Genomic DNA, 15,703 nt, shown 5'->3' on the forward strand with positions numbered 1-15,703 from the left:
CAGTAATGCGCATTGTGTTGTCTTTACTTATATTGATATACAGCTCTGCTGTATTTTCTGCCGTCACTATTTCAGAGTCATTCAAGGTAGAACACCAAGTAAAGCTAAGTTACACACTGAGTAAATATGCATCGTTAAACGAACTGCTTGCGGCTCCTGTCGAATGGCATAGCAGCACCCAAATCCCCACAGGCCTTCGACCTGTAGCAAAGTACTTATGGCTAAAAATAGCGCTGCACAATACTAATAACTCGCTCACACCAGTATTGGTAAGTATAAACAATAATCTCATCGATGCGGTAACTGCCTATCATGTCAGGCCGAACCATCCAATATTCAGCTTAGATATGGGCGATGCCTTGCCACTGATTAAGCGACCACTAAAGTATGAATCTCTAGTTGTTCCGCTTGAGCTGCAGCCACAAACGCAAAGCCATTTATACTTACAGATCAGTGATGAGGGGGTTATCACGGCTCCTCTTGCAATTTGGGAGCCGAATGAATACCTCCAATTTAAGAGTAAATTTAATCTTATTTTTGGAATTTTAGCAGGCTTTGTACTAGCACTCGCCCTAACCAATGCCACGCTCTATTGTGTTACAAAAAAAGGTTACTTTTTATGTGCCACTTTGTTTATCGCTACAGTATGGCTTTTCAATGCACATATCTATGGCTTTGGTTATCGCTATTTTTACTCTTCATGGCAGTGGTTTCAACAGTATGGTCAAGGCATGATGATGTTATTGCTCAGCGCACTGCTGTTGCCCGCTTTGAGTTATTGCTCTGGAAAGTCACTGCTTGCGCACCCAAAGCTGACGAAAAGAAAGGCCATTCTAGCGACAATGTGCTTGTTTCTGCTCATTGCTTTTTTACCTGTTTCTCAGTCTCTCCTGCTAGCGCTTAGCATCAGCTTTATTGTCTCTGTATTGATTATCTATACGCTCGCTCGTGTTAACCACAAGAGTCGAAATATCTTAATTGCAATCGCACTCTGCCACTTTATCGTAATTAGCTACCCGTTTACGGTTGAGCTGGGGGTTCAGTCCGGCAGCTTTTTGAACCATTTGGGCTACTTTGGTATTTTTGTCGTTGAAGCCACGTTGCTGAGTTACCTGCTCATACGTCTATATATATTTCAAAGAGATGAAAAGCTGGCCAAGCAACAGCAACGGCTAGCTCATACTCAAGCTGAAGATGCCCTATTAAAAGAAAAGCTTAAACTACAAGAACAGGCCCAGTACGACTTAGAGTCCAACATTGAGGAACGCACTTTTGAGCTTCAAGTCACATTAAGGGAACTTGAGGATAAAAACCGAGAGCTCGAGCGCATGAACATGGAAGATCCACTCACAAAAGTGAAGAACCGGCGCTATTTCGACAAGCGTTTACAGATGGAAGTACGTCGTTCAAGACGAGAGCAGACAGTATTGAGCCTTGTTATTTTTGATATCGATCACTTCAAAAAAATTAACGACAAATATGGTCACTTGGCTGGTGATCAAGCAATTTGCGAATTTGCCAACTTAATAAAATCACACTTGCGGCGACCACATGATGAAGTGTTCCGCTATGGTGGTGAAGAGTTTATTTTGCTACTACCAAACACCCCGGAAGAAGGTGCTGTCGGAGTGGCTGAACGCCTGAGAGTAGCTACAGCAGATCTCAATATCAAATTTGGTGAAGATACGCTTAAGTTGACCACCAGTGCAGGCGTTTATAGTGCAGTGGTTAGCGATCCACATAACCCACAGCTTTACACTGACAATGCGGACAAAGCCTTGTATCAAGCAAAACAGCAAGGTCGTAATCGTGTTGTTACTTTCAAACCCAATCAGGAGAACTAACGTGGCTCAATCAGGACTCGATCTTTTCCCCCTAACTCGCATGCGCAGAATGCGTCGCGATGACTTTTCAAGACGTCTAATGAGCGAAAGCACGCTAACGGTTAATGACTTAATCTATCCAGTATTTGTATTGGATGGTGAATCTAAGCGTGAAGCTATCCCATCAATGCCAGGTATTGAGCGTTTATCTATTGATCTATTAGTTGAGGAAGCCAAGCAACTAGTAGAGCTAGGGGTTCCTGCCATCGCCTTATTCCCAGTAACTCCGGCGGAACAAAAATCGTTACTAGCTGAGGAAGCATACAACCCTGAAGGGATTGCACAAAGAGCGGTACGTGCTATTAAAGCAGCATGTCCTGAGCTTGGTGTGATCACCGATGTTGCATTAGACCCATTCACAGTCCACGGTCAAGACGGTATCTTAGATGAAGATGGTTATGTCATGAACGAAGAAACCGTGGAAGTATTAGTCAAACAAGCGCTTTCGCATGCAGAGGCAGGTGCCGATATCGTCGCCCCTTCTGATATGATGGATGGCCGAATTGGCGCTGTTCGTGAAGCACTTGAAGAGTGCGGTTTTATCCATACTCGTATAATGGCGTACTCTGCCAAGTATGCATCGAGTTATTATGGCCCTTTCCGCGACGCGATTGGCTCTGCAGGCAACCTAAAAGGTGCAGACAAGAAAACCTATCAAATGGATCCTGCTAATTCTGACGAAGCATTACGTGAAGTGGCTTTGGACTTACAAGAAGGTGCTGATATGGTGATGGTAAAACCAGGTATGCCATACCTTGATGTTGTCAGACGCGTTAAAGATGAGTTTGGAGTACCAACATTTGCTTACCAAGTCAGCGGTGAATACGCCATGCATAAGGCTGCGATTGATAACGGCTGGTTGGCTGAGAAGCCTGTTGTACTGGAGTCTCTACTAGCATTTAAGCGTGCTGGTGCGGATGGCATTTTGACTTACTTTGCAAAACAAGCCGCAATTTGGCTGAATGAGAAGTAAGAGCGATTAGTTTTGAGCAGGTGAAACCCTCACCTGCACTTCCTTTACACCTTATCCGACCAAACTTTCTGCTTTTAAAAGCTCATCGCGATTCATTTTCCAGCTAAAGAAGCGAATAATACGACCATCATCGAGATATACCTCAGGAAGACTTACAATGCCCAAAGAGCGTAACCTAATCGCCTGAATATGTTCCGTATGGATATAATGGGTTTTACCAAAAAAGTTATAGCTAACTCCCGCTTTATCTATATGAAGAAAACGCTTTCCGGTTAATGACAGTACCAATAATGATAGGGTAAAAAATAGTAAGGTAAGTGTAACTATTTGCAATAATGATGAGGGAATATCTAAGATAGAAAACAGCGCATTACCCAGCCAGATAAGGGACAGTGCCAGTACATAGAAAAGCCAGTTTATTTCCAGCTCTAAAGTTCTCATTGAGTATCTCCTTTATTTACCCAACCACAATCAAATTTGAGCCCACGACGCAATAACGTGACCCAATTTATTGAAGAAAAGCTAATGATAAAGTGCCAATGTTCCTAAAGCAAGAACTTTAAAATTAATAAAACATGAAATAATCGTGACGACTTTTAGACAGGGCATTAAACCTGTAAACAATTGAATTTAAAAATAAAAAAGGCCGCCAAAGGCGACCTTCTCATGCAAAATAAGTAATTAATTACTTAGCTGCTTTTTTCTCTTTCTCAGCTGCGATTACCGCGTCAGCAACGTTTGCTGGACATGGTGCATAGTGTGAGAATTCCATTGAGAACTGACCACGACCAGACGTGATAGTACGTAGGTGACCAATGTATCCGAACATTTCAGATAGTGGTACTTCACCCTTGATACGAACGCCCATTGCGCCAGCTTCTTGGTCTTTGATCATACCGCGACGACGGTTAAGGTCACCGATTACGTCACCTACGTTGTCTTCTGGCGTGAACACGTCAACTTTCATGATTGGCTCAAGAAGTTGTGCACCCGCTTTAGGGATAGACTGACGGAATGCGCCTTTAGCAGCGATTTCGAACGCGATTGCTGATGAGTCAACTGCGTGGAAACCACCGTCGAATAGCTCAACTTCAACGTCTAGTACTGGGAAGCCCGCTAGTACACCTTCGTCCATCATTGACTTGAAGCCTTTCTCAACTGCTGGCCAGAATTCCTTAGGAACGTTACCACCAACAACTGAAGACTTGAACGTAAAGCCAGAACCAACTTCGCCAGGCTTGATACGGTAGTCAATCTTACCGAACTGACCAGAACCACCAGACTGTTTCTTGTGCGTGTAGCTATCTTCAACTTCTTTAGTGATAGTTTCACGGTAAGCAACCTGAGGCTGACCAACGATTAGGTCTACACCGTATGTACGCTTAAGGATGTCTACCTTAATGTCTAGGTGAAGCTCACCCATACCTTTAAGGATAGTTTCACCTGAATCTTCATCAGTCTCAACTTGGAATGAAGGATCTTCTGCAACCATCTTACCGATCGCGATACCCATCTTCTCGTTACCACCTTTATCTTTAGGTGCAACAGCGATTGAGATTACTGGATCAGGGAAGATCATCGCTTCAAGTGTACACTCGTGCTTAGGATCACATAGCGTGTGACCTGTTTGAACGTTCTTCATACCAACAACAGCGATGATGTCACCCGCTTGTGCTTCAGTAAGTTCAGTACGCTCGTCCGCTTGCATCTCAACCATACGGCCGATACGCTCTGTTTTACCAGTTGCAGAGTTAAGGATAGTGTCACCTTTCTTCATGCGACCTGCGTAGATACGGATGAACGTAAGTGCACCGAAACGGTCGTCCATGATTTTGAACGCAAGCGCTTTAAGTGGTGCATCAGCGTCAACAGTTGCTACTTCACCAGTAGGCTCACCTGTTTCAGGATCTGTTAGTGGCTGAGGATCAACTTCTGTAGGAGCTGGTAGGTAATCTACAACAGCGTCTAGTACAAGTTGCATACCTTTGTTTTTGAACGCTGAACCACAGAAAGTTGGGAAGAACGCAAGATCACGAGTACCTTTACGGATACACGCTTTGATTTGCTCTAGTGAAGGAACTTCACCTTCCATGTAGGCTTCCATTAGGTCGTCGTCTTGCTCAACAGCAGACTCAACTAGCATCTCATGGTATTCTTCAACTTTGTCTACCATGTCAGCTGGAACGTCAGTAATTTCGTAGTTTTCAGGAAGACCTGTGTCATCCCAAACGTATGCTTTCTTCTCAAGTACGTCTACAACACCACAGAACTGGTCTTCGATACCGATTGGAAGCGTCATCACTAGTGGGTTAGCACCAAGTACTTTCTCAACCTGACCAACTACGCGGTAGAAGTCTGCACCCATACGGTCTAGTTTGTTTACGAAGATTACACGTGCAACTTCTGATTCGTTCGCATAACGCCAGTTAGTTTCTGATTGTGGCTCAACACCACCAGAACCACAGAATACACCGATACCACCGTCAAGTACTTTAAGTGAACGGTATACTTCTACTGTGAAGTCAACGTGTCCAGGAGTATCGATAACGTTTAAACGGTGGCCTTTCCACTCACAAGTTACCGCCGCTGATTGGATTGTAATACCACGCTCAGCTTCCTGCTCCATGAAGTCAGTAGTAGACTCACCGTCGTGTACTTCACCAGTTTTGTGGATTTTACCAGTAAGCTTTAGAATACGCTCAGTGGTGGTAGTTTTACCCGCATCAACGTGCGCGAAAATACCAATGTTTCTGTATTTCGATAAATCTGCCATTGTTTTACTCTATTTAAAGTAGAAAAATTATTCGGCGGGAGTATATCACCTCTTGTAGCGAACATCATCCTTGAAGTCGTCTAAAATGCAATCAATTCGCGAAAAAGTTTCTAATGCGAAACTTTGTGACCCATTTTTACCGTATCGCTTACTGCTAGGCCGCTGTATTTAAGAAAATTCCGTTGTATTTTGTCAATTTCAGGGCGGTGAGCTTGGGTTTTTGTTTAAAATATCTGCTTTCCAAACAAGTTGGCATGCTGGACTTGGAAGGCATCATCTAGCAAAGAAAAGTGCGCTATTTTACCCACTTCAATGCTACCAAGTTCATTGTCCATATTTAAATAAGTTGCGGGTACTAAGCTTGCCATATTGATGGCTTCTAGAAGTGGAATATTGGCTAATTCTGCTAAATTCTTCACTGCTTTTTCAAGTGTTAGTGTACTGCCGGCCAAACTGCCGCTGTGAGTTTTCGCCACGCCATCCTTAACCACAACTGGCATTTCACCCAATTGATATTCACCATCTTTAAGGCCACCAGCATTAATACAATCACTGATCAAGGCCACCTTATGCTGACCTTTGAGGCGGTAGATCAACTGTAAAATCGCAGGGTGTAAATGAATACCATCGGCAATCACTTCCACCAAGGCTTGGCTATCAAGTAACAACGCACCAGCACAGCCCGGCTCACGGTGATGAATGCCGCGCATGCCGTTAAACACGTGGACCCCGCCGCAGGCACCATGTGCTAGAGCGGCATTGGTTTGCGCAAAATCCGCATCACAATGACCTAACATCACCCGCACCCCATGTTTACTTAGGTACTGTGTCATCTTAACGCCATTAGCCTTTTCGGGCGCGAGTGCCACCGCTTTAAGCGCACCATCAGCCGCGCTAATCATTTCATCAATTAAGGCTTCGTCTAACGGCTTAAAGAAAGCTTCGTTATGGGCACCTTTGTGTTTTTCACTAAAAAACAAACCCTCACTGTATCCGCCCAGCACCTGAGCACCCGGCATCTTTTGCTGATAGGCAGCTCCAATAACTTTCATCGCGGCAATAGTTTGTGGCCATGTAGTCGTCACCGTGGTAGCCAAAAAGCCAGTGACGCCATGTTTGAGCAACGAGGTGCTAATGGTTTTTATACTGGAGAGTTTGCCATCAATAACATCACAGCCCTCGCGGCCATGAATATGCAAATCAATTAACCCAGGCCACATGTCGAGTTTGGGATAAGACTCGGTATTATCAGGCGCTTCCGTCGCTGGAATAATCGCGTGAAAACGCTCACCCTTTATTACCGCTACGTGCGCTTCAAGGACACTGGTAGGGGTATAGATACGACGGGGCTGAATATAACGAAGCTGCTCAAGCATGTACTTTGCTCCCAAGTAATGCCGCACCCAATGCACCACTTGCATCACCATGCTTGGCTCTAACAATATCTGGCACTGACACTGCGGAAAATACGTGAGGTTCAATGGCTTTTGGGAGCGCTTCTACAAGCTCATCGATAAGCGACATACCACCGCCAAGCACGATAACTTCTGGGTCATACGCTTTGATTAAATTTGCAAACGCCGAGCCCAACAGATCCATATAACAATTAAAAGCATGGCGTGCTTCACTTTCTCCAGCCCGCATCGCTGTGATAACTTGTTCTGAGGTAAGTGTTCGCGTAGTGAAATGTTGATACAAACCGGCAAGCCCTGGCCCTGCGACATAGCGCTCTAAACATCCTTGCAGTCCACAGCCACACGCTAAAATAGGCAGGTGATATTTTTGCTGTAACACTGCAGAAAGCGGATGGTGGCCATATTCTCCGGCGATCCCTTGGGCACTTTTATACAACGCGCCATCAATACAAAATCCGCCTCCAGCACCGGTGCCTATAATTGCCCCAAAGACCTTTTGATATTGCTTACCGGCTCCAAGACTGGCCTCTGATAACGCAAAGCAACGGCAGTCATTTTCCACCGCAATGGGCCGTTCAAGTTGTGCAACAAGATCAGCTTTAACTTCTTTGCCATTGGCGCAAGGGACATTTGCTGATAGCACGCGCTGCTGCGCATTTACTATCCCCGGCATACCAATACCAACCTGTCCTTTACAACCATATTTGTCATCGGCTTGCTGCACCAAAGTGACGATTTGCGCCAAAAACGCCTCATAACTGTGCTTTGGTGTCGCCACACGCCAAGACTCTATACGTTGCAGTTTTTCATCGAACACCGCAATTTCAATTTTGCTCCCGCCAACATCCACTCCATAAATCATACTTCACTCCCAAACGGATGAATGACTACGCCCTGCACAACTCTATTCACTTCCCCCGACGGGCAAGGGTTGTCCGGTGAAATACCGAGATTCAGCGCTTTATAGAAACTTAACTGCTGTGCAAACAACATATACAGTAACCCTTGCCACACATCTTCTAGTGGTGGCACTTTAGGACAAAGTGAATGCACCGTCATGGCTGTACCGTCACGCTGCAACTCAGCAACTAAATCCTGATCGTACAAGCTGGTATAACCATCACTTGAGATAAAACATACCACGACAGTTTTGCTATTGATAAGTGATTTTGGACCATGACGGAACCCAAGCGGTGACTCGCTCACGCTCATTACTTGGCCTGCCGATAACTCAAGCATTTTTAGCGCAGCTTCCTTTGCAAATCCCAGTAAGCATCCTGAGCCTAGATATACCAAACGCTCAAATGGTTGTTGTGCAAATGCACGGATATTTTGCTGCTCTGTCGCAGCTAACATGCTTTGTGCTGCATTGATCAACTTATCCACGGAGCCGTCATCCGCCGCAAAAAATTGTAGCGCTGCAACCATCATTGACGAATAGCTACTCGTCATTGCAAAACTTTGGTCAAGCGTAGGCTCCGGTAGCAATATACTTGTTGCATTGCTTGCCTGCTGCGCTGCTTGGTGCAATTTTCCATCACGGTTGCAGGTGATAAAAAGGTGCTGACTGTTGCTAACCAACTGTGTTACCAACTCTACGGCCGCCACACTTTCAGGACTATTACCAGAGCGAGCAAAAGATACCAATAAACACGGTTTATCCGTCGCTAGGTATTGCCTTGGTGCAGCAACTAAGTCAGTTGTGCTCACAGCCCGCACACTTTGGCGCATGTGTGCATTAAGATGAGTGGCGATAGCGTCACCGATATAAGCGGATGTACCCGCCCCCGTCAAAATAACCTGAGTATCTGGGTCATCTAGAAAAGGAGCTAACTCCACCAAAAGCCTAGGCTTTATGCTCGCGACTAATTGAGCGGTTTCTTGCCACATCTGTGGCTGCTGGGTGATCTCTTTTGCTGTCCAATAGGCATTTCGTGTTTTTAATTGCGCAATTTCGTGTCCTAGCAAAGTGTTCATGACGCTTTCTCCATGGCAAAACACGCATTTGAATAGCGAGCCACAACGCGTTGAATTTTGGCAATCACCAACGCTTTGGCGTCCCTTTCTATTTCACCACGGCGTACTTGTTGATATAGCTCTGGAAAATATTGGCTGATAAGCGGCAATGATAAAGTCTGCTGTGCTAGGTTTTCGAGCATAGTTGCTAACGCCTTTTGCACCGCATCTTGATGCCAGTAATAGCGAATACGGTCGCTAAAGCTAAATTGGCGCAAGAACCGGAGTTGCTGTGACTCGCCGTGATAAAAACGCTGCCAACTTGTTGGCTCTGCCAGCATGACCTCATCCACCACCTCAATAAACTGACTATGAACATAGGGTAGTAATTGCTTTTCAATATGGTGAAGCGCGAATAATCCTTCGCGCAGCGCAAAGGTCAATTCAGGCCCGACTTTCAAAATGGCAAAGTGGTCAGCAACCAACGACTGATAAGCGCCTGCAGTTTGATAATCTGTCGAATGTGCTTCGAAAGCGATTCGGTCAACGGTACGAATAAAGTCTTTTAATGCACTCGCTTCATTCGGTTTGTAGTCAAAAACTTGGGTGTTATCAAACTCAACCCCCGGCTGCACCACCATTGCAACCACGCGTTGCCAAGCATCCACTAATCCCTTATTTGCAAAAAGTTCACGATGGCAAGCTAGGGTTTCTTGTGCAGCAACTTGGCTGGTCGGTTGTAGACTGTCAATCTGTTCATCAGCGCCACCTGGAGGGGGAACTTCAGTACCAATCACATAAACAATATCACTACGACCAAACGTCGCAATCGCGGCTGCTTCCGCTGTTTGACACAATAAGGCAGCGCGATTAGCTACAATATCATCGCTTAACGCGTCAGGATCGTCAGCACAGGGCATGCTGGCATCTAAGTGGATCTTCTTAAAACCAGCCTTCACGTATTCAGCGACTAAGTCACACGCTTTGGCCATTGCGGCTTGGCTATTTTCACTCGTCCAACAGACAGGTCCCAAGTGATCACCGCCAAAAATCAGTAACTGCTTATCAAAACCAAGCTCGTCGGCCATCTCTTCAACTTTGACAATAAAGTCCGCAGGACGCATCCCGGTGTAACCACCAAATTGGTTAACCTGATTGGCCGTGGCCTCAATTAATAGCAGCGTATTTTCCTGCTTGGCATATCTTATCGACGCTTCTAGCACCCAAGGGTGAGCTGAGCAAATGGCATAAATACCTGAGTTTTTCCCTGATTTATTGGCTTCGATTAGGGCTTGAAAACGCCGCATATGATCACCTCTTAAGACGTTATTAAATGTACCTCAATTCCGGCGGCAACCAATTGCTGATGAATATCAGCTGGAATACCACTGTCCGTTACCAAAACGTCAATTTCTTCGCAGGCGATAATACGGTGTACACCTTTACGATCGAACTTGCTGGAGTCCGTCACCACTATGACTTGCTTTGCAGCTTTACACATCTCGCGGTTAAGCGCGGCTTCTGGTTCAAAGTGTGTTGTTACACCAACATCAACAGAAAACCCGTCGACACCAAGCACCAAGCGGTCAAAGTGATATTGCTTTAGCTGATCTTCTGCGTGGCTGCCATAAAACGACAGCGACTTTTTACGCAGTGAGCCTCCAGTCATCAACACTTCAACGCCATCGGCTGCAACGAGCGCTTGTGCCACGTTAAGACCATTGGTCATCACCACTAGCTGTTGATGTTCAGTAAGCTGCTTCGCAACCTCTTCTGTGGTGGTTCCTGAGTCCAAAATAATAGACTCATTATTGCCTATAAGGCCCGCCACCAACTTTGCAAGCTCGACTTTCACTTGGTGATGATGATCGTGCTTTTCCGTTATGGTGAGCTCTTTGGTTAACTTAGAACTCGCAACGGCACCACCATGAGAGCGAACCAACAACCCTTTATCATGTAAGGCATTGAGATCATTTCTGATCGTCACGGTTGATACACCAAATTGTTCTGCCAGCTCAGATACTTCTACTCGTTCTGTTTGACCAACGAGTTGAACGATTTCGTGGCGTCTTTCGATGGTGTTCAGCATGACACCTCCTTTCGTTTTGGTTAAATTTAGTCTACACAGCTTTCATTTGCTTTCAATTTATTTTTTTAACTTTAAACAAAAACAATTACAACCATATGTTTTATAATGATTTAAAGTTAAATCGCAAACGAATTGAAATACAAACGAAAGAATATGAAAGATATTTCTCTTGCGTTCAAAATGAAACTGCCGTAATAATAACCAAAAAATAACATTTCGTTTTAACAACAAGAGTGAACAACTAAGAGGTTATTATGGGTGATCTAAACCGCCGGCGATTTCTTCAATCAATGGCTGCTATTGCAGCAACAAGCGCAGTGGTTGGCTGCGCAAGTAACAATAATAAGACGCCGCTTACACCAAAGCCACAAGGAAATTCAGTTCAAGGTTTAGTCGTACCGAAACTGGATGTCGTGCGAGTGGGCTTTATTGGTGTGGGTCAACGTGGTGTTGGCGCGGTAAAACATTTTTGCCATCTTGACGGTGTCGAGATCAAGGCCATCTGCGATACGCACCAAGAAGTCGTCGATAGAGCCGTTAAAATTGTTGTCGACAAGGGCTTACCCAAGCCAGCGACTTACGGCAAGAGCGATATGGACTATCGCCGCATGTTGGCGCGCGATGACATTGATATTGTGATCATCTCTACGCCTTGGAAATGGCATACGCCTATGGCGGTAGACACAATGGAAAGTGGCAAACACGCTTTGGTTGAAGTGCCAGCTGCAGTGACCATAGAAGAAGCGTGGCAATTGGTAAATACCGCAGAGCGCACGCAAAAGAACTGCATGATGTTGGAAAACGTTTGCTATGGCCGCGACGAGCTGATGGTATTAAACATGGTTCGCCAAGGGCTATTCGGTGAGTTACTGCACGGTGAAGCAGCTTATATCCATGAACTTCGTTGGCAAATGAAAGAAATTGAGCATAAAACTGGCTCATGGCGCACACATTGGCATACCAAACGCAACGGTAACCTCTATCCTACTCATGGTTTAGGCCCAGTTTCTCAATATATGAATATCAACCGTGGCGATCGCTTCGACTATATCTCGTCCATGAGCTCACCAGCACTTGGTCGTGCAGCCTATGCCAAACGTGAATTTCCAGCAAATCATGAACGAAACCAACTGAACTATATTGCTGGAGATATGAACACCAGCATCATTAAAACCATCAAAGGTCGTTCGATTATGGTACAGCACGATACCACTACCCCACGCCCTTACTCCCGCCATAATTTAATTCAAGGTACTAACGGCGTATTTGCAGGATTCCCCAACCGCATCGCGCTTGAAAACGGCGGGAGTAAGAGCTTTCACGAGTGGGATTACGACATGAATGATTGGTACGGTAAATATGACCATCCACTTTGGCAAAAAATGGGGGCTGAAGCAGAGCGCAACGGCGGCCATGGTGGCATGGATTTCTTAATGTTCTGGCGCATTATTTACTGCCTTCGTAATGGCGAGCCGCTAGATCAGGATGTTTACGACGCAGCTGCTTGGTCAGCGGTCTTCCCTCTTTCAATGGACTCAGTTGCAGACAGAAGTAATAGCAAGGACTTCCCGGATTTCACCAGGGGCACATGGCGCACTGCAGCACCACTAGGCATTGTCACATAACTAACCAGAGGTTAAATACGCTATCTATAGCAAGTACTAACAATGCCTGAATAAGCGCTCGTATAGCGGGCGCAATAATAACAACACTCAACAGGACAACAAGATGAAACACACTCTAAAACTGTGTGCTGTGGGATTGGCCGTGAGCTGTGCCCTGTCCCAATACGCGCACGCACAGGAAACAGAACAGAACAGCGGATCCGACGAGCAAGATAAAGCCAAGCAACAAGTCGAGAAAATTGAAGTACGTGGCGTACGTTCGAGTATCAAAGAGTCACTCTTTCTCAAGAAAAACGCCGTCGGCGTAATGGATGCCATCGTTGCCGAAGACATTGGTAAGTTCCCAGATCAAAACCTTGCTGAAGCGCTACAACGAATGACGGGTATCGCCATTACCCGTAACGCCGGTGAAGGACAAAACGTCACGGTGCGGGGTCTTGGCGGGGACTTTAACGTTACCACCATCAATGGTCGTAGAATGGCATCTGAACACACTAGCCGTGACTTTAACTTCGATTTAATTGCGCCTGAGATGGTTCAAGCATTAGAAGTGTACAAGTCACCGCAAGCACAAACGCAAGAGGGGGGGATTGGTTCAGTCATCAATATAAAAACCCGCCGACCGTTAGATATGGATGGCTTTACCCTCGCCGGAAGTGCCAAAGCCATTTACGAAGAACGTACCGGCGATACCAACCCTCAAGCCTCCTTTCTAATTAGTGACACCTTTTTTGACAATACCTTTGGCGCGCTATTCACCGCCGTTTATTCCGAGCGAACACAACGCGAAGACTCCTACGAGGGACAAGGGTTTTACGATCCTGAAGAAAATACCGACGTGCGAGTCCCGGTTGATAGTAACCGAAATGGTGAGCTAGATGAGGGCGAGAAAGTACACCCCTCAATGATCCCAGGATATGTACGCTACTCGAACTGGCAAGACGAACGTGAACGCATTGGTGCAAGCCTCGCCTTACAATGGCGTCCAACGAATGATATTGATGTCACCTTTGATAGCTTATACTCAAGCTACAAAACCGACGGTGAAAAATATCAAATCTCTTTCGTCACTTATGATGAACCTTGGACGCCGGGGATCCCAGCAGTAGGTGAGTTAAAATTCAATGAAGATGGCAACGTCAACTACATTGAGTTAGTCGATGGTGCGATGGCTGAGCTACTAAACGTCTCTGAGCCTCGCAATACCGACACTTGGCAGGCCGGTCTTAACTTCAAGTGGTATGCTACCAGCGATCTAACGCTTGAATTTGACGTGTCTAAGTCCCGTGCTGAGCGGATCAATGATGGCGACAACCGCTACATCGTGGCGCGAGGCTTTGTTGATACTATCACCATAGATCAAACAGGCGACAATCTCCTGCCAGATGTGACCATGTCACCAGCACTTAATGCCGATCAACCCTTTGGTGCTCACTACAGCTACAACTATGGCACGGAAGTGATCAGTGATGTTGAAGAGTTAAGGCTCGAAGGGACATTTATTCCGGAATGGGAATTTGTCAAAGACATCAAGTTTGGCTTTCATTACGGTAAGCAAACTAAAGCCAGAGACGTGAGCAAATCAAATAACCCATCGATGTTCAGCAATGGTGGGGCTTATTTTAAAAACTCAGATTACGACAGCTTTGATAACTCAAGCGTAGAAAAGCTCGGTGGCCTTAATTTATTTAGACTACCCGCAGATGTACTTGTACCCGCCAACTTTGATAACTTCCTAGATGGTGAGCCGGGCATGCACCCTGCACCGTGGGCCAGCTTCGACTACGACAAACTCTATGCTTTTTATCAATCCATTAATGCCCAAGCCGCAGATGAAAAAATTAGAGCTTCCAAGAGTCCTAAAGATTCCTACGAACTTTCTGAGTCAACGTTTGCACTTTATTTAGAGACCAATCTAGTCGGCGAGCTGTCGGAAATGCCTTACAACTTAAACCTAGGCGTAAGAGCAATCAAAACCGAGATCACCTCTGATGGCTACGTTTTTGATTACCCAAGTCTGGTATACAACGTAGAAGAAGACGAAGATGGCGACATTATCTATCGCATAGAAGGGGATATTGCCGATTATTACTCCGATTCTTACGTAGAAGATGACTACACTGATGTACTACCTAGCATGAACTTTAAGTTAGAAATAACAGACTCACTGTTATTTAGAACCAGCGCGGCTAAAGTTATCACCAGACCTAGCATCGATTTTCTAACCCCATATAGCTCAATTAATTTCAGTAAGTTTGAGCTTAATCTTGCCAACCCTGGGATCAAGCCACTTAGAGCAGACCAACTTGATTTGGGACTAGAGTGGTACTTCTCTGATTATGGTGCACTCACCTTTGCAACCTATTACAAAGACATTAAATCGGTTATCGCTCAGGGGCGTGTCGGTACGATAAAAGTGGGTAAATTCATAAAAGACGGCGTTGAAGTTGACGGTCCGGAATTTACTCAAGTATCTCCTCGTTCAGAAGCGGGAGCTGAGATCAAAGGTTTCGAAATTGCTTATCAACAGTCGTTTGAGGAATTGCTACCAGCACCATTTGATGGCCTAGGTATGCAAATCAACTATACATTTACGGATAGTAAATACGACGACCCCGAAAAAGACGAGCTACCATTCGCTGGAATGTCTGAGCATTCTTACAATGCGGTTATCTATTATGAAAAGGATGACTACCAAGCGCGTATCGCTTACAACTGGCGAGATGATTACCTGAAGTATCCAGATGCGTGGGGCGGCCCAGAATGGGCAGCGGATTATGGTCAGTTTGATTTCAGTGCCAGCTATAATCTTACGGCAAAGACACGGATTGACCTAAACGTGACCAACCTCACCAATGAGCGTCAATGGTCATACATTAAAACCCAAGAGCAAGTGAGCCACTTGAGCCGTTACGGCCGCAGTATCAGTTTAGGCATTAACACTTCTTTCTAATCAACATGGGGCAACGCGCCCCATTCAAGGAACTTA

General features: G+C 45.5%; 11 protein-coding genes. 4 read left to right on the forward strand and 7 right to left on the reverse strand.

The window, feature by feature from the left end; all coding sequences use genetic code 11:
* Positions 1 to 5 precede the first annotated feature (5 nt).
* Together EXT48_RS17120 and hemB are read left to right on the forward strand one after the other, a co-directional pair.
* Positions 6 to 1,844, forward strand: coding sequence for a diguanylate cyclase (locus EXT48_RS17120; protein ID WP_130165132.1), 1,839 nt, complete (start codon positions 6 to 8; stop codon positions 1,842 to 1,844).
* Between the two features lies 1 nt (position 1,845).
* Complete coding sequence (hemB, locus tag EXT48_RS17125; protein WP_026001016.1) at positions 1,846 to 2,856, forward strand: porphobilinogen synthase; 1,011 nt, start codon at positions 1,846 to 1,848, stop codon at positions 2,854 to 2,856.
* A gap of 51 nt (positions 2,857 to 2,907) precedes the next feature.
* Here hemB and EXT48_RS17130 read toward each other — a convergent pair whose 3' ends face one another.
* From EXT48_RS17130 to agaR, 7 genes are all read right to left on the reverse strand, one after another.
* Positions 2,908 to 3,297, reverse strand: coding sequence for a hypothetical protein (locus EXT48_RS17130; protein ID WP_130165133.1), 390 nt, complete (start codon positions 3,295 to 3,297; stop codon positions 2,908 to 2,910).
* Between the two features lie 244 nt (positions 3,298 to 3,541).
* Entirely contained in the window at positions 3,542 to 5,629 is a 2,088-nt protein-coding gene (gene fusA, locus EXT48_RS17135) for an elongation factor G (RefSeq protein WP_130165134.1), read from the reverse strand.
* Between the two features lie 224 nt (positions 5,630 to 5,853).
* Positions 5,854 to 7,005: an N-acetylglucosamine-6-phosphate deacetylase gene (gene nagA, locus EXT48_RS17140; RefSeq protein WP_119232126.1), complete on the reverse strand. Its 1,152-nt coding sequence runs from the start codon at positions 7,003 to 7,005 to the stop codon at positions 5,854 to 5,856.
* Positions 6,998 to 7,906, reverse strand: a complete 909-nt coding sequence (locus EXT48_RS17145; protein WP_039493393.1) for an ROK family protein — start codon at positions 7,904 to 7,906, stop codon at positions 6,998 to 7,000. The genes nagA and EXT48_RS17145 overlap by 8 nt, the downstream gene beginning before the upstream one ends.
* Positions 7,903 to 9,021, reverse strand: a complete 1,119-nt coding sequence (locus EXT48_RS17150; RefSeq protein ID WP_045987836.1) for an SIS domain-containing protein — start codon at positions 9,019 to 9,021, stop codon at positions 7,903 to 7,905. The genes EXT48_RS17145 and EXT48_RS17150 overlap by 4 nt, the downstream gene beginning before the upstream one ends.
* Complete coding sequence (locus EXT48_RS17155) at positions 9,018 to 10,307, reverse strand: D-tagatose-bisphosphate aldolase, class II, non-catalytic subunit (RefSeq protein ID WP_130165135.1); 1,290 nt, start codon at positions 10,305 to 10,307, stop codon at positions 9,018 to 9,020. Before EXT48_RS17155 ends, EXT48_RS17150 begins: the two co-directional genes overlap by 4 nt.
* Positions 10,308 to 10,318: 11 nt before the next feature.
* Complete coding sequence (gene agaR, locus EXT48_RS17160) at positions 10,319 to 11,089, reverse strand: transcriptional repressor AgaR (protein WP_130165136.1); 771 nt, start codon at positions 11,087 to 11,089, stop codon at positions 10,319 to 10,321.
* Between the two features lie 254 nt (positions 11,090 to 11,343).
* Here agaR and EXT48_RS17165 point away from each other — a divergent pair, with 254 nt between their 5' ends.
* Together EXT48_RS17165 and EXT48_RS17170 are read left to right on the forward strand one after the other, a co-directional pair.
* Positions 11,344 to 12,714, forward strand: a complete 1,371-nt coding sequence (locus tag EXT48_RS17165) for a Gfo/Idh/MocA family oxidoreductase (protein WP_045964720.1) — start codon at positions 11,344 to 11,346, stop codon at positions 12,712 to 12,714.
* A gap of 103 nt (positions 12,715 to 12,817) precedes the next feature.
* The gene (locus EXT48_RS17170) at positions 12,818 to 15,667 is read left to right on the forward strand and encodes a TonB-dependent receptor (RefSeq protein WP_130127153.1); all 2,850 of its coding nucleotides are present in this window, start codon (positions 12,818 to 12,820) and stop codon (positions 15,665 to 15,667) included.
* Positions 15,668 to 15,703 lie beyond the last annotated feature (36 nt).

Source organism: Pseudoalteromonas sp. CO348, assembly GCF_004208845.1.
GTDB lineage: Bacteria > Pseudomonadota > Gammaproteobacteria > Enterobacterales > Alteromonadaceae > Pseudoalteromonas > Pseudoalteromonas maricaloris.